Raw genomic sequence first — 14,861 nt, forward strand, 5'->3', positions numbered from 1 at the left:
CAGCGCGTTTGGCGCTAGTGAGGGGCCGTCATCATTCCCGGGCCGTCTGCGGGCCGTCAGCCTTCGTGATCTTGGGGCTTGAAGACCCCTTCGATCGCCTTCCGGGCCCGGTGCCGGCTGTCCGGCATGAGGTGGGCGTAGACCCGCAGCGTCAGCCCCGGATCGGCGTGGCCCAGGTACTCGCTGACGGCCTTGATGCTCTCCCCGGCGTCCAGCAGCACCGAGGCGTAGAAGTGCCGGAGCGCGTGCATGCCGTGCTCCCGGGCGGATGCGTAGGACTCGCCCTTGCCAGGCTTCGGGATGACCCCGGCAGCGGCCAGCGCGGGCTTCCAGTAGTCCTCGTTGAGCATGCCGCGCCAGACGATCGAGTCGGACGTGCTGGTGAAGATCAGGCGCTTGGTCAGGGGCGGGCCGCCGACCTTCATCCACGGCAACGTGATCTCGACCGGGCGGAAGCGTTCCATGTGAGCCTGGAGCACTTCCGCCACCGGTTCGGGGAGGGGCACGCTCCGCAGCGTCCCGCCCTTCGGCGGGGCGAACACCGGCTTGCTGAGGCTGAGCTTGAGCTGGTGGGTGACGTGCACCGTGCCCGCCTCGAAGTCCAGCGCGTCCACGGCCAGCCCCAGGATCTCGCCCTGCCGCAGCCCGCAGCCGGCGCCCACGTCCACGGTCGCCCGGTACCGCTCGGTCATCGCGGCCCGGACGGCGAACACCCGCTCCGGCAGCCACGGCACGATCCGCGTCGACCCGACCACCGGCGGCCGGACCGTCTGCGCGGCGCAGGGGTTCCGGGGCAGGTGGCCGTCGTCCACGGCCGCGCTCAGCACGGCACGGACGTTGGAGAAGATGACCCGGGCGTACGAGCCGGAGATGGCGGACGTCTCCAACTGCGCCACGAACTCCCGGATGTGCCCCGGCTGGAACGACCCGAGCGGCCGGGCCCCGATCCGGGGAAACGCGTGCCGCCGAAGCTGCGAGCGCATGGACGCCTGTGTGTTGGGGTCGCTGGTCTGGCTCGCCAGCCACTTCTCCGCGAACTCCTGGAACGTCGTCTTCGCTGCCGCCGGGTCGAGGTACTGCCCGCGCGACATGTCGGCCTCGATCCGGGCCAGCCACTCCTCCGCCAACCGCCGCTGTCGGTCCGGGAAGCTCTTGCTCTTCTCGGTGCCGTCCGGGGCGACGTAGCGGGCCCGGTAGCGCTTGCCGGTGCCGTACCGGTCGGTGCGGACGCGGTGGGGCTTGCCGTCGGGGCCAGAGTCGGTCTTGTACCAGCGGTCCTGGATGTGTCCGGCCATGGGTCAGGCCGCCTCTCGGGTCTGGTCCATCACCCATTGGGCGACGGCGTCGGGGTGGTAGCGGACGTGTCGGCCGGCGCGGAAGCCGGGCGGGCCGGTGTGCTTGCGGCGCCACTGGTAGACGGTTTCCAGGGGGACGCCGAAGAGGGATGCGATGTCTTCGGGGGTGAGGAAGCGGGTGGGCAGCGTGACCGGGGTGTCGGCCGGTGTGCGGCGGTTGGCCAAGGTCTTCTCCTGGTCGGGTGGTGGGCCTGTCTGTCACCTGTCACCTGTCACCTGTCTGTCGCCTGTATGGGGCAGGTCAGGGGGTAGTTCCGGGCGTGCGGGGCCCGTTCTGGGGGTGGTGGTGACAGGTGACAGACAGGGGACAGGTGGGTGGTCGGGCCTGTCGCCTGTGTCGGCTGCCTGGTCGGGGCCGGGTTCGGTCGGTGCGGGGGTGTTCCGGTGGCCGGCGGGTGCCCGGACGACAAGCGACAAGCGGGCCGGTGGGTGGTCATCGGGCGGGTTGAGGTGGGTGTCAGGGCTGTCAGGTCGGGTGTCGGGTGGTGGGCGTCTGACGCGTCAGACGGGGTGCCAGACGCGTCTGACGGGGTCGTGCGCCCGCGTTACCCGGGGTTCGGGGCGGTCGGCGTCTGACGCGTCTGACGCGTCAGACGGCTGACGGCTCCTCGGGGCCGACTACTCGGGGTGATCCGGGCGGCTGTATGGGGCATACGGCTGTGTGGGGCACACAGAGCGGGTTTCGGGGCTGGAAGCGGGCTTTGTATGGGGCTGTGTGGCCCTGTATGGCCCATACGTGTGTGGGGCACACGGGTCACACGGCCAGGTCAGGGGGCCACACGGGGCGTGTGACCCTGTGTGGCCCTGTATGGGGCTGGCGTGTGGCCCTGTATGGGGCCATACGGTCACTCTGGGTGTGCGTATGGGGTGGTGCGGGGCGGTTGCCGTAGCGGGCGGTGCCATACAGATCCGTCGCCGTGGGTGACCTCCCACCCACCCCCCACCCGGCCGGTCAGTGTCCGATCGGGCTCTTGAGCAGCCGGGATGGGCTTTCCCGGGTTGGGGGGTGGGTGGGGGGAGATTACGGACTGTTGCCCGGGAGAGCGATCGGTGCCGGTGGGGAGCGGTCTGAAGAGACCACCCACCCCCCGGGGCGGCGGGGTGGCCTCTTCTGGGCGGTGGGGCTTGGTGGGGAGCGGGCGCGGGGTGTCGTGGCGGCCGGTGGTGCGGTTCGGGGGAGCGGTCGGGGACGGGCTGCGGTGGCGGCTGTGCGGGTCATGGCGGTGGTCTCCGTCCTGTGGGGTGCGGGTGGAAAGGGTGGAAAGGTTGATAAGGGGTCTGACCTGCGGTTTTGGCTGGTGCTAAGTGGGGTGGAAAGGGGTGGAAAGGGTCGGGGCTGCGGGGGGTGGGGGGCTTGGCACCCCTTTCCACCCCGCTTTCCACCCGGCGTCTTCGCAGGTCAGTGGCCTTTCCACCCTTCTCACCCTTTTCACCCGGGGGGTGCGAAGAGGTAGACGGTGCGGTGGCGGCCTTCGCCGGGAACCTGGGCGGCGACATAGCCGGGCAGCTGACACAGGCGGGCGGTGAGGTCGGAGCGGTAGGCGGCGTTGCGGCGCTTGAACAGCCGGTACACCTCGTCGCCGGTCAGCCCGGCCGCTCCGGCGGCCTTCACGGCGGCGGCGAGCTTGTCGAGGTCGGGGTCACCGGTGCCGTCGGCGAGGGCGCCGAGGATGTGGGCGGCGCTGGCGCGGGCGTAGCGGACCAGGGCCCAGGCGGCGCGGAGGTGGTGTTCGCCGATGCGGTCGGTGTGGTCGAGCAGGGCGTAGACCATGGCGGCGCGTTTGGCGTAGGGGGCGGCGCGGGCGGTGAACTCCGCGAGCGGGCCGTCGTCGGTCTCGTTCTCGCTCAGTGCCGGGTAGATGTCCTGCTTCCAGAGCCGGGCCGCGTCGGGGGCGAGCTGGACTTCGCCGACGCGGCGGGCGTCGGTGAGTACGGTCTTCCACGCGGTGGCGAGGTTGTTGATCAGCTCGTCCGGGGCGCCCTTGCCGTCGGCGTCGAGGAGGTTGCGGTGGACGAAGACCGGCAGGAAGCGGTTGTAGGTGCCGCCGGCCATCTCGGCGTCCTGCATCTTCGCCCGCAGCTCGCGGGGGGAGATGTGGCCGATGACGGCGATGTGCGGGGCGGTGGCGTGCAGGGCTTCCCGGTTCATCACGGCGAGGTCTTCGCCGTTCCAGGCCTGGCGCAGGATGCCGCTGAGGGAGGAGCCCTCGCGTCGTCCTCGGGCCATGGTGACGCCGTACTCGGACTCCACGACCCACAGGCGCTTGTCGGTGACGCCGGGGTCCTTGTCGCCGTCGCCGTCGCGGACCGCCTCGATCAGGCCTTCGCCGGAGGAGAGGCCGGAGCGGGCGTTGGTGGCGATGAAGTCCGGGACGGCGGCCGTGAGGAGCCGCTTCACGGTGTTGGTGGCGGCGCCCTTGCGGCCGGCTGCGGTGGCGCCGACGGTGAGGGCCCAGATGAGGGCGGGGTGGCGGTCGTTGTTGATCCACAGGAACGGTCCGGGGCCGATGGCGGCGCTGGCGGCGGACAGCAGGTTCACCAGCACGCCCACCGGGTCGGCCTCGGTGGTGGAGTCGAGGTCGCGGACGGTCTCCCCGGCCCAGCCACAGAACACCTCCGGGTCCGGGACGGGGCCCGGACGCTCGGGGCGGTCCACGCCGGGCGCGGGGTCGTACATCGGGTTCGGGCGGGCCTGTGGTCGGCCGTCGGGGGTGCTGGGGAGGGTTTCGACAGACACGGGTTCTCCGGCGGGTTCGCGGCGGGTCGGTCAGGGGCGGTCGGGCTGGGGTGGTGGGTCTCGCACCGGTGGCTGCCTCTCGGTCGGGCGGGTCGGGGACGGACGGCCCTGCCTCTTAAGAGCGCTTCTCCTCGGGGGAGGGGCGCGGGTCGGTCGGGCACCGTCGCCCCGCTCCGCCAAGGAGAAGCGCTCTTAAGAAGGAGCGGCAGACAGGTCGGGTGCTCGGGCGCCGGCGGGAGGGCGGCGGGGGCGGAGAAGCGCTGTTCCGCCCCCCGTCGGGGCCCGGTGAGCGGTCGTGTTCACCGGTGAACACCAGCCCCTCACCGCGACCCGTTTCGGGCCCGCCCGGTGGCGTTTCAGGTGCGACCCGGGTCGTTTCAGGTGCAGCGGGTCCGGGCCGGTGAGCGTTTCAGGTCCACCGGGTGAGCACCCGGTGAGCACCGGTGAACGCCCACCACGAGCGGCCCCCGTTTCAGGTCCAACCGCCGCCGCTTCAGGCACGGCTGTCGGTGTTTCAGGTGCGGGTCCGGTCGCTTCAGGCCCACCCGGTGAGCGGGCCGTGAGCGATGGTGAGCACCCGGCGTTCACCGGTGAACACCCGCCCGGACCGGGCCGTTTCAGGCGCGGCGGCGACCGTTTCAGGTCCACCGACCCCGGCTTCAGGCCCGCCCCGCGAGCGGGCCGTGAGCACCGGATGAGCGCCGGTGAGCACGGGCGGTCAGGAGGTGAGCACCCCGAGCCCGATCGGGATGCCGAGGGCCTTGAGGTAGGTGCGGAAGGCCGAGCGCTGGACACGGATCAAGCCCCGGCCCCGGCCGACCCGGTAGGAGGGCAGACGGCCGTCCTGGATCTCGCGGTAGACGGTGTCGTCGGACACGCCCAGCGCGTGGGCGATCTGGCGGACCTTCAGCGGCTCGTCGCTGGCGTAGCTGGACAGCGAACTGATCGACGCGGTGACGGCCGTCTCGGCGAAGTCGACGGGACCGGGCATGGCGGGGTTCTCCGGGTTCTGGTCGGCGCCGGCGGGCAAGTGGCTGGCGCACTGAGGGGTGGTGGTGGTTGGGCGGGCGCTGCCCGGCCAGCAAGAGGAGCACCCGGCCCCTCGGCCGCCGGTGCTCTTCTTGCGGGGAGGGCGGTGGGGGCGGTTGTCGCGGAAAGTGGCGACGGCCGGCTTCAGGCGGGGCAGCCGTCGGACGGCAGGGAACCGGCCGGGACGCGCACCCGGCGACGGGCGGCGGTCTCGCGGGCGGCGAACGGCTCGTCCGGGGCGACGCCGAACACCCGGGTGACGGCGTTGCCCAAGGCCCGCACGTAGGCCGGGGCCGGGTGGGGATGGCGGCCGGTGTAGTACTCCAGCGCCAGGTGGGCGTGGTCCGTGATGGCGGTGTGGGTGGAGCTGCCCAGCTCGAACCGCAGGGCCTCCATGACGGCCGCGTCGTCGGCGGCCTCCTCCTCCCCCAGCTCGCAGACGTTGAAGACCAGCAGGCCCAGGATCTCCGCGAACGACAGGCTCAGCGTGAACTGGACCGCCACGCGCGGCGTCGTGTCCGCCGGGTCCTTCTCCCCGAACATGTCCACGCCGGACTGGAGGGCACCGGCAGAAACTCGCTGGTTGGTGAGCGTTGCAGGCATGATGGAACTCCCTTCATGGGGCATGGAGCGGCGTACTGACTTGGCGGTTGGGGCGCCGCTCCATCGCATCTGGGCAGGTCAGAGAAGTGCTAGGCCCATTCCCCGTAGTGCTTAGGGGGGCTTTCGCGCTTGCCTGATACCCAAGGTAGGCAGATGGCTCCTGCGCGTCAAGCCCCCCTCGCGGTACCCTTGCTTCGCCCCCCTAGGCAGCGAAGGGAAGATCATGCACGAGGAGCTGGAGCGCGTCGCCAACGTCGCCGTCCCGATCGAGCGGGCCAAGGCGGCGATTGCCCTGATGGCGGACTATCAGAACCGTGTCGTCGAGCTCTCCCGAGTCCGCCGAGAAGCCATCGAAGAGGCGTCGGCGTCGGGAATGTCGCAGACCGAGATTGCTGCGCTGCTCGGCGTCAGCCGTGGGCGTGTCGGCCAGCTCGCTTCGGCTGGCCCCGCTCCGGAGCGCGCCTTCTTCGGCCTGGGGCCGATGACGGTGGCACTCGGCGGCAAGTACGAGGCCGGGAAGTCGCTGGACGAGAATCCAAGCGAGGTCGTGACCAGGGAAGACCTCAGCAACTACGAGCACCTGCGGAAGCTCTTCGCCAGTCTCAAGCTGGAGTCGGAGTACGAGGTCATTCCGGCATCCGGCATCGTGAACCTCAACCGCGAGCACCTGGTGGTCATCTGCGGTCCGCGGCTGTCCCCGATCGTGGCCCAGGTGCTCGAAGGCGACGACAACCTGCGCTTCCGCAAGGATCGGGCCTGGCACCTGGTAGACCAGCGCACGGACACGGAGTACCGGTCCCCGCTCGACGAGGACGGCATGGCGGGAGACGTCGGCTATCTCGGCAGGCTGCCCCGCCTCGACGGCAAGGGAACGTTCCTCTACATCGCGGGCATCCACGCGATCGGCGCGAACGGCGTCGTGCACTACCTGGAGAACCACTTGGCCGAGCTGTACCGCGAGGTCCGGACAAAGCGTTTCTCCACGCTCATCTCCTGCCGTTACGACCCGAAGACTCTGGAAGTTCTGGAGAGCAGCAGGGTTACCCCGATCTACCGACACGAGGGCTGACAGATGCGCGTCTCCATCGCCACTGCTCCGGGTGGCGCGAACCCGAACGAAGACTGGGTGGCGGCCACGCCTGCGCTCGCCGTCGTCCTGGACGGCTTGAGCACGGCCGGGCTGGACACTGGCTGTCGGCACGGCGTCCCGTGGTACGTCTCCCAACTCGGCGGCCACCTGGTGGCTGCCCTGGCGGAGCCCGGCCGGCCGCTGGCTGACGGGCTGGCGCAGGCCCTCAATCAGGTCGCCGCGCTCCACCCCGGGTGCGATCTTGGCAACCCCGGGACGCCATCGGCAACGGTCTCGATCCTGCGGGCTGGAGCTGCCAGCTTCGACTACCTGGTTCTCGCCGACTCGCCGATCGTCTTCGAGCGGGCCGACGACTACCAGGTGGTCACCGATCTGAGGGTGGACACCGTGGTGCCGGAACTCCGCGCCGAGACGGAACGCTTCGCCACCGGGACGCCCGAGCACACTGAGGCGGTCCGCCGGATGGTCGAGGCCCAGCGGCTCACCCGGAACACCGTGGACGGCTACTGGGTGGCTGCCTCCAGCGGCGAAGCGGCACACCATGCGCTGACGGGCGCGGTGCCGCTGGCCGACATCCAGGCAGCGACGGTCCTGTCCGATGGTGCCTCGCGGCTCGTCACCGAGTACCGCGCAGCATCGTGGGCGGATGCCTTTGCGACGCTCCGAGAGGCTGGCGCAGATGGGCTGATCTCAGCAGTCCGAAAGGCTGAGGCCACGGACCCGGATGGACTTCGCTGGCCGCGATACAAGGTCAGTGACGACGCTGCTGTGGCGTTCTGCCAGCTGCCGTAAGTCAACATGGATGCTCCTCGCGTCTGATGTAACGAGGAACAGTGAGGAACGGCGAGGAACCATGAGGAGGTAAGAGCCCTCGAATAATGTGGTTCAGTTGATACAGTTCTCTTGTTGCTTGCTAGCAAGCAACAAGATCGTGCTGGCGAGCAATGAAGCAACTTCTTGATGGAAGTCTGGAAGCAGCGAATGGTTGCTTCACTAGCTTCTACAACAGAACGCCCGGACCTGGCGGCAACCAGACCCGGGCTCCTGTGTAGAGAGGTCGAGTGAGTCCGGCCGACTAAGCAACGGCCGGGCTTGCTCATGCTAGCCCTGGGCGCTCGTCCGGTTCTGCCCTCGACCATGGGGGAGCGCTAGTTCAGCGCACCAGCTGCTCTACGCAGCTCGCGATAGCCGTCACCGCAGTGAGTGCAGCAATGATGATCTGCCCCCAAGGGGGCTGACTCTCCTGCTTCCTGACAGGTGACCGCCGCTTTCCCATGTTTGCCCAGCTCCTCGGGTTGAATTGCCTCGCAATGCGAGGCCCTCGGCCGCTCGCCGAGGCGTGCGAGACCGTTAGAGCTGAACATCGATCAGCATACCGGTTGAGAGCGTGCGTTAAGACGGTTACGGCGGTGATTACCCTTGATTAAGGCATTGGCATCGGACGTATTCGACCGATGTGGCATCGGTGCTGGGGGCGCGGCCTAGGCGTGCGGCCCCCGGGCCGCCTGTGGGCCGTCCGGTGTCGACCGAGGGAGGCCAGCGATGACAACTGTCGACGACTCAGCCCCAGCTCAGAGGCCTTTGATCAGGCCCGAGAACCGACAGGCCAAACCCAGGGCAAGAAGTAGGCCCGAGCGGTTCGACCACGGTGACGGCCCGCCTCCCCGATCCGGGGAGGCGGGCCGTCGCCGTTCCACTCGAACTCCCAACCCGCCTGTAGGGCACGGGGGTTCGGTGTTTCGCCGAGGTGGTTCAGACCATTGACGGTGGTCTCGGGTGCTCCTGCCGTGTGAGCACTGACCTGGCACAGACATGCCACGGATCTTCCGCGGCCGCCGCACCCCCACGCGCGCGCGTCTGTGCCCGGCGCACTCTCCATCCACCCCCACGGAGGAGCACCATGCGCACACGTCATCTCGTCGGAGCGGCCGTCGCCGCCCTCGCCGTCCCGCTCACCGTCGCCCTGCCCGCACAGTCGCACGGGTACATCTCGACCCCGCCCAGCCGGGCCGCGCTCTGCGGGGCCGGTACGGTCACCAACTGCGGTGCGATCCAATGGGAGCCGCAGAGCGTCGAGGGACCGAAGGGCTTCCCGGGCAGAGGACCGGCCGACGGCACCATCTGCGCCGGCGGCAACGGCCGGTTCGCCGAGCTGGACGACCCGCGCGGCGGCAACTGGCCCACCACCAAGGTGTCGGCGGGGCAGCAGCTCACCTTCACCTGGAAGTTCACCGCCCGGCACGCGACCACGAACTTCAAGTACTACCTGACCAAGGCCGGCTACAGTGCGGCCCAGCCGATCACCCGGGCCGGTCTGGAGCTGACGCCGTTCCTGACCGTCCCGTACAACGGCGCCCAGGTGCCGAGCACCGTCAGCCACTCCGCGACCATCCCGAGCGGCCGTACCGGCCACCAGGTCGTCGTCGCGGTCTGGGAGATCTCCGACACCGGCAACGCCTTCTACTCCTGCACCGACGTCCGGTTCTGACCCGCGCCGCACCGGGCGGGGCCCGGCGGCCGGAGAGCGCCGACCGGGGAACCGGGGTGCACGACCGTCTCCCACGGCGGCCGTGCACCACGGAGCTTCGCGGGCTGCGCCGGTTCTCAGTGGCCGCAGCAGCCGCCGCTGACGCCGCCGCACTGGCAGGGTGCGCCGGACTGGCAGCCGCAGCCGCAGCCGGGGCCGCAGCCGCAGCCGGCAGCGAGGACGGGCAGCAGCTTCGGGGTGGGCGGCTCGACGATGTCGTGGGCCGGTGCCGGTCGGGTCGGGTTTGCCTTCATCGCGCTGGAACCCTCCTTGTGACAGGCACACTTCGGTGCCTACGGCATCGAGTGAAACCGCCCATCGGACGGAGCGTCAACGGGCGCGCAGTGGTGGGGAGCCCATCAGGTCGTGCGCCCCCACCACCCCCGCCCGAGGTTTACTCACCCCGCGGGGTGAGCGTCGGCGGCCCCGGGAGGCCGGGGCCATGCCGAGCCCGGAGGCCGGGGCCGTTCCCGACCCGGAGCGCGGCCGCACCGCCGCCCGGAGCGGGAACGGCGGCGCCCCCGGAGGCGGGACCGACCCTGCCTGCGGAGGCGCCGTACCGCCCCGGGGTCACTCCCCGGCGGCCTCCGAGGAGGCCACGAAGTCGTCCACGTGCTCGCCGGTCACCAGGTACACCACGCGCTTGGCCACCGAGACCGCGTGGTCCGCGAAGCGCTCGTAGTAGCGGCCGACCAGCGTGACGTCCACCGCGGTCTCGATCCCGTGCTGCCAGCGGTCGTCGATCAGGTGCGCGAACAGGTCGCGGTGCAGTGCGTCGATCGCGTCGTCGTCCTGCTCCAGCTCCAGTGCCTTGTCGACGTCCTTGGTGGCGATCACCAGGCCCGCCTTGGCCACCAGCCGCTGGGCGAGCTGGCCCATCTCCAGGACGGTCGCGTGCAGGTCGCCCGGCACCGCCGACACGGGGTAGCGCAGCCGCGCGACCTTGGCCACGTGGCGGGCGAGGTCGCCGCAGCGCTCCAGGTCGGCGCTCATCCGCAGCGAGGTGACGACGATCCGCAGGTCGGTGGCGACCGGCTGCTGGCGGGCGAGCAGGTCGATCGCCCGGTTCTCCAGCTCGTGGTGCAGGTTGTTGATCTTCTCGTCGGCGGCGATCACGCTCTCCGCCAGCGCCAGGTCCGCGTCGAGGAGCGCGGTGGTGGCCCGGCCCAGGGCGGAGCCGACCAGCCGGGCCATCTCGATCAGGCTGTCGCCGATCGAGTCGAGTTCCTCGTGGTACGCGTCGCGCATGCTCTCTCCTCAGTAGCTGTGTCGGTGGCGGTGCCGACCGGTCGTTCCGTACGACCGTCGGTACGGTGTGCGGATGACCGCTGCTGGTGCCGCGCATCGTACGCGCGCACCGGGGGCGACGGACAGGCGTTCGATCCGCCGACCCCTCCCACACGGGCTGCGTGGCCAACTCTGGGCCGTCCGGGCGACCACGCACGACCCGTGCGGTGAATCGGCGACCACGTGGAGGTGAATTCTCGGCAACGGGCGGCCGATCCCTTGATCCGACCCTGGGGGAGAGGCCTGGTCGTGCGCTTAGGCTGGCGGTATGGACGTGAACGTGGCCGCCGCCGCTGCCTGCGCCATAGCCGGGCTCGGCGTCGGCCTCACGGCCTCCATCGCCTTCCGTTGGAGCGAGCGCGAACAGGCCAAGGGCAAATACGGCGGCACCAACGGCAGAACCCGGCAACAGGGCCTCCACACCCCTGCCCAGGAACCCCCCCTTCCCCCGGGGGTCGACACCGTCCTCTCCGTGCTGCGCTCCTGCGCGATCGTGCTCGGCGAGGGCGACGAGGTGGTCAAGGCCAGCTCGGCGGCGTACGCGATGGGACTGGTGCGCGGCGGCGCGGTCGCCGTCGACCAGATGCTCGCGCTGGCCCGGGCCACCCGCAGGGACGGCGAGATCCGCCAGGTCGAGCTGGAGGTGCCCCGCCCGGGTGCGGCGCGGGCCGCCGAGCCGCTCGCGGTGTCGGTCCGGGTCGCCCCGCTGGGCTCCCGGCTGGTCCTGGTCCTGGTCGAGGACCAGACCGACCGCCGTCGGGTCGAGGCGGTCCGCCGCGACTTCGTCGCCAACGTCAGCCATGAGCTCAAGACCCCGGTCGGCGCGCTCTCGCTGCTCTCCGAGGCGGTCGCCGACGCGTCCGACGACCCGGAGGCGGTCCAGCGCTTCGCCGGCCGGATGCAGATCGAGGCGACCAGGCTGGCCAGCCTGGTCCAGGAGATCATCGACCTCTCCCGGGTCCAGGACGACCGGCTGATGGTCGACCCGGAGCCGGTCGCGGTGGACGAGCTGATCGCCGAGGCGATCGACCGCTGCCGCCAGCAGGCCGCCGCCAAACAGATCCTGATCGCGGCCGGCGGCATCGCCGGCCTCTACCTGCACGGCAACCGTGGCCAGCTCGCCGCGGCCCTCGGCAACCTGGTCGAGAACGCCGTCAACTACAGCCCGCCGCGGACCAGGGTCGCGATCGCCACCCGCCGGATCTCCAGCGCCGCAGCCCTCGGCGAGGCCGACGGAGAGCTGATCGAGATCTCGGTGACCGACCAGGGCATCGGCATCTCCGAGAAGGACCGCGAGCGGGTCTTCGAACGGTTCTACCGGGTCGACCCGGCCCGCTCGCGGGCGACCGGCGGCACCGGCCTCGGCCTCTCCATCGTCAAGCACGTGGCCGCCTCGCACGGCGGCACCGTCTCGGTGTGGAGCGTCGAGGGCCAGGGCTCCACCTTCACCGTGCGCCTGCCCGCCGGGCAGTCCCCCGCGGACCACACGCTCCCCGCCGGGGAGTCCGCGCAACCCCTGTCAGACACAACCCCCCAGCTTGCCCCGGAGGCCTGATCGTGACCCGAGTACTGGTGGTCGAGGACGAGGAGTCGTTCAGCGACGCTCTCTCGTACATGCTCCGCAAGGAGGGCTTCGAGGTGGCCATCGCCGCCACCGGCCCCGACGCGCTGGAGCAGTTCGAACGGAACGGCGCCGACCTCGTCCTGCTCGACCTGATGCTGCCGGGTCTGCCCGGTACCGAGGTCTGCCGCCAGCTCCGGGTGCGCTCGAACGTACCGGTGATCATGGTCACCGCCAAGGACAGCGAGATCGACAAGGTGGTCGGCCTGGAGATAGGTGCGGACGACTACGTCACCAAGCCGTACTCCACCCGTGAGCTGGTGGCCCGGATCCGCGCGGTGCTGCGCCGCCGTGGCGAGACCGAGGGCCCCGGCGACGGCGGCGGCCCCGGCGCACTGGAGGCGGGCCCGGTCCGGATGGACGTCGACCGTCACGTGGTCACCGTCGACGGTGCCAAGGTCGACCTGCCGCTCAAGGAGTTCGACCTGCTGGAGATGCTGCTGCGCAACGCGGGCCGGGTGCTCACCCGGATGCAGCTGATCGACCGGGTCTGGGGCGCGGACTACGTCGGCGACACCAAGACCCTCGACGTCCACGTGAAGCGCCTGCGGGCGAAGATCGAGCCGGACCCGGGCGCGCCGCGCTACCTGGTCACGGTCCGTGGCCTCGGCTACAAGTTCGAGCCGTAGACCGAACGGGCCCCGTGGCACCGGGGGCGGGTTGGGCGGCGTGAGCCGTGCACCCGGCCTCCGGCCCCCGCCCTGCTCCCGGTCGCGGAGACCGACGAAGGACCCCTCCGGGCAGCCGCCCGGAGGGGTCTTTCGCGTGAGCCCGGAGGCGCCCTGCCCGGAGGCTGTGCGCCCGGAGGCTGTGCGCCCGGAGGCCGTGCGCCCGGAGGCCGTGCACCCGGAGGCGGTGCGTCAGTGGGTGCCGGGGGACGGCGAGGTGGTGCCGGCCGGGGTGGCCGCGCCGGTGGTGGCCGCCGCACCGGCGGGGGTGGAGGCCCCGGCGGAGGGGGTGGCGGTGGCGGAGGCGGAGGGCGAGCTGGCGGCCTTGGACGGCGCGGCCGCGGGGGAGGCGGTCGGGCCCCAGCCCTTGTACAGCCCCTTGTTCGGGCTGACCGCGGCCTGGGTCGCGACCTTCTCGCCGTTCTTGAAGGCGAAGGCGGTGGGCACGAAGCCGCCGACGTGCACGGTGGCGGAGGCGACCCGGGCGGTCGGGTTGCCGGTGCCGCCGAGCAGCACCGCGCCGCCGGCCGGGATGACGACGGTGCTCAGCGGAGCACCCTTCTCGTCGGCGAAGACGGCGGTGGCGCCGTCGCCCACGACGACGGACTGGAGCTCGACGGCCTCCGCTCCGGTGTTGCTGATGTTCACCGACACGTTGGCGGGGCCGGTGTGCTCGCCGGAGGACTCGTCCCCGGTGACGACGACGATGTTGTTCAGCAGGAGGTCCGTGCCGATCGTCGCCGAGGCGTTGTCGGGCTTGATCTCCAGCGTCTCCGCCTGGTTGCCGGCCGAGCAGGACGACAGCGAGGCGATGGCGAGGGCGGCGATGGCGGCGATGCTGCCGACTCGAATGCTGCGGCTCACGGCGGCGGCTTCTCCTAGGTCACGTGTCGGGTGGTCAGGCCTCAGATTATCGACCCCGCTTATGCGCTCCTCACGGGGTGGTCCCCGTGTCGCGCTCAGGAGCCCCGCCGGGGCGCCCGGACGGCGGCACGTCGCCGACTTCGGAGGCCGAACATCGCCGTGTCCTGGTCAAGGACCGACCAAGATCGGATCACGATCGGGAAACGGCCCGATAAACGGTGAAAACCCAAGATCCAATCACGGTTGCGGGAGTGTTGCCGCAGGTTTCGGCAGGTGCCGGAACCGCCTCCGACCTGCGGGAAGCCCGCGCCGAACGCCGCCCGCAGCACGTCATGGGGGTCCTTGTCAAGCCCCGAGACCGGCCCTGACCTGCGAAAACGCCCTTCGGGTGCGCCGAAAAGCGTGTTATTCTGGAAAGCCACGGAAGGGGTCCTGTCACATGACGTTCAAGGTTGGCGACACGGTGGTCTACCCCCATCACGGGGCCGCACTGATCGAGGCCATCGAAATTCGCCAGATCAAAGGTGTGGACAAGACCTACCTGGTGCTCAAGGTGCAGCAGGGAGACCTGACGCTCCGCGTGCCCGCCGAGAACGCGGAGTTCGTCGGCGTGCGCGATGTGGTGGGCCAGGAGGGTCTGGACCGGGTCTTCGAGGTGCTTCGCGCACCGTACACCGAAGAGCCGACCAACTGGTCCCGTCGCTACAAGGCGAACCTGGAGAAGCTCGCTTCGGGTGACGTTATCAAGGTCGCCGAGGTTGTGCGCGACCTCTGGCGCCGCGAGCGCGAACGCGGTCTGTCCGCCGGCGAGAAGCGCATGCTCGCCAAGGCGCGCCAGATCCTCGTCAGCGAGCTCGCGCTGGCCGAGAACACCAACGAGGACAAGGCGGAGACGCTGCTCGACGAGGTGCTCGCCTCGTAGTGCAGTCGGGCTTGCGCCCACCGCTCACTCGCTCACAGCGCCCGATGCCGGCGCGCCGCTCCCCGGACGGATCGTCCTGGAGTGGTGCAGTGGCACTTCGGGCGCTGAGGCGTGTCCGGACGACACCCCGCACCCGAGCCGGCCGGCCCCGGGCCCGC

General features: G+C 70.7%; 14 protein-coding genes. 6 read left to right on the top strand and 8 right to left on the bottom strand.

Features of this window, described 5'->3' with window-relative positions:
* Window positions 1–56: 56 nt before the first annotated feature.
* From AB0J08_RS17920 to AB0J08_RS17940, 5 genes are all read right to left on the bottom strand, one after another.
* Window positions 57–1,295, bottom strand: a complete 1,239-nt coding sequence (locus AB0J08_RS17920) for a tyrosine-type recombinase/integrase (protein ID WP_360634334.1) — start codon at window positions 1,293–1,295, stop codon at window positions 57–59.
* Between the two features lie 3 nt (window positions 1,296–1,298).
* Window positions 1,299–1,520 carry a helix-turn-helix domain-containing protein gene (locus AB0J08_RS17925; protein ID WP_360634337.1) on the bottom strand — a complete coding sequence of 74 codons (222 nt, stop codon included), beginning with the start codon at window positions 1,518–1,520 and terminating at the stop codon, window positions 1,299–1,301.
* 1,264 nt (window positions 1,521–2,784) lie between these two features.
* On the bottom strand, window positions 2,785–4,092 hold the full coding sequence (locus AB0J08_RS17930; RefSeq protein WP_360634340.1) for a DUF3987 domain-containing protein: 1,308 nt from the start codon (window positions 4,090–4,092) through the stop codon (window positions 2,785–2,787).
* Between the two features lie 718 nt (window positions 4,093–4,810).
* Window positions 4,811–5,083, bottom strand: a complete 273-nt coding sequence (locus AB0J08_RS17935; RefSeq protein WP_360634343.1) for an excisionase family DNA-binding protein — start codon at window positions 5,081–5,083, stop codon at window positions 4,811–4,813.
* 182 nt (window positions 5,084–5,265) lie between these two features.
* Window positions 5,266–5,724 carry a hypothetical protein gene (locus AB0J08_RS17940; protein ID WP_360634346.1) on the bottom strand — a complete coding sequence of 153 codons (459 nt, stop codon included), beginning with the start codon at window positions 5,722–5,724 and terminating at the stop codon, window positions 5,266–5,268.
* Window positions 5,725–5,947: 223 nt separating this feature from the next.
* Between AB0J08_RS17940 and AB0J08_RS17945 the strand changes: the two genes are divergently transcribed.
* The 3 genes from AB0J08_RS17945 to AB0J08_RS17955 all read left to right on the top strand — a co-directional run bounded on the left by AB0J08_RS17945 (window position 5,948) and on the right by AB0J08_RS17955 (window position 9,302).
* The gene (locus tag AB0J08_RS17945) at window positions 5,948–6,793 is read left to right on the top strand and encodes a sigma-70 family RNA polymerase sigma factor (RefSeq protein ID WP_360634349.1); all 846 of its coding nucleotides are present in this window, start codon (window positions 5,948–5,950) and stop codon (window positions 6,791–6,793) included.
* A gap of 3 nt (window positions 6,794–6,796) precedes the next feature.
* Entirely contained in the window at window positions 6,797–7,606 is an 810-nt protein-coding gene (locus AB0J08_RS17950; protein ID WP_360634352.1) for a hypothetical protein, read from the top strand.
* Window positions 7,607–8,714: 1,108 nt separating this feature from the next.
* Window positions 8,715–9,302: a lytic polysaccharide monooxygenase gene (locus AB0J08_RS17955; protein WP_360634355.1), complete on the top strand. Its 588-nt coding sequence runs from the start codon at window positions 8,715–8,717 to the stop codon at window positions 9,300–9,302.
* Between the two features lie 116 nt (window positions 9,303–9,418).
* Here the strand turns inward: AB0J08_RS17955 and AB0J08_RS17960 are convergent, their stop codons facing one another.
* Both AB0J08_RS17960 and phoU read right to left on the bottom strand, forming a co-directional pair.
* A complete protein-coding gene (locus tag AB0J08_RS17960; RefSeq protein ID WP_360634358.1) occupies window positions 9,419–9,595 on the bottom strand; it encodes a hypothetical protein in 177 nt (58 codons plus the stop codon).
* A gap of 316 nt (window positions 9,596–9,911) precedes the next feature.
* Window positions 9,912–10,589 carry a phosphate signaling complex protein PhoU gene (phoU, locus tag AB0J08_RS17965; RefSeq protein ID WP_360634361.1) on the bottom strand — a complete coding sequence of 226 codons (678 nt, stop codon included), beginning with the start codon at window positions 10,587–10,589 and terminating at the stop codon, window positions 9,912–9,914.
* 307 nt (window positions 10,590–10,896) lie between these two features.
* Here phoU and AB0J08_RS17970 point away from each other — a divergent pair, with 307 nt between their 5' ends.
* Window positions 10,897–12,183 carry an ATP-binding protein gene (locus tag AB0J08_RS17970; protein WP_360634364.1) on the top strand — a complete coding sequence of 429 codons (1,287 nt, stop codon included), beginning with the start codon at window positions 10,897–10,899 and terminating at the stop codon, window positions 12,181–12,183.
* Between the two features lie 2 nt (window positions 12,184–12,185).
* On the top strand, window positions 12,186–12,878 hold the full coding sequence (locus tag AB0J08_RS17975) for a response regulator transcription factor (RefSeq protein WP_360634367.1): 693 nt from the start codon (window positions 12,186–12,188) through the stop codon (window positions 12,876–12,878).
* Between the two features lie 231 nt (window positions 12,879–13,109).
* On the opposite strand, the gene AB0J08_RS17980 is transcribed toward AB0J08_RS17975, so the two are convergent.
* Window positions 13,110–13,781, bottom strand: a complete 672-nt coding sequence (locus tag AB0J08_RS17980) for a DUF461 domain-containing protein (RefSeq protein WP_360634370.1) — start codon at window positions 13,779–13,781, stop codon at window positions 13,110–13,112.
* 439 nt (window positions 13,782–14,220) lie between these two features.
* Here AB0J08_RS17980 and AB0J08_RS17985 point away from each other — a divergent pair, with 439 nt between their 5' ends.
* Complete coding sequence (locus AB0J08_RS17985) at window positions 14,221–14,703, top strand: CarD family transcriptional regulator (RefSeq protein WP_030244332.1); 483 nt, start codon at window positions 14,221–14,223, stop codon at window positions 14,701–14,703.
* Window positions 14,704–14,861 lie beyond the last annotated feature (158 nt).

Source organism: Kitasatospora sp. NPDC050463 (genome assembly GCF_040655255.1).
GTDB lineage: Bacteria > Actinomycetota > Actinomycetes > Streptomycetales > Streptomycetaceae > Kitasatospora.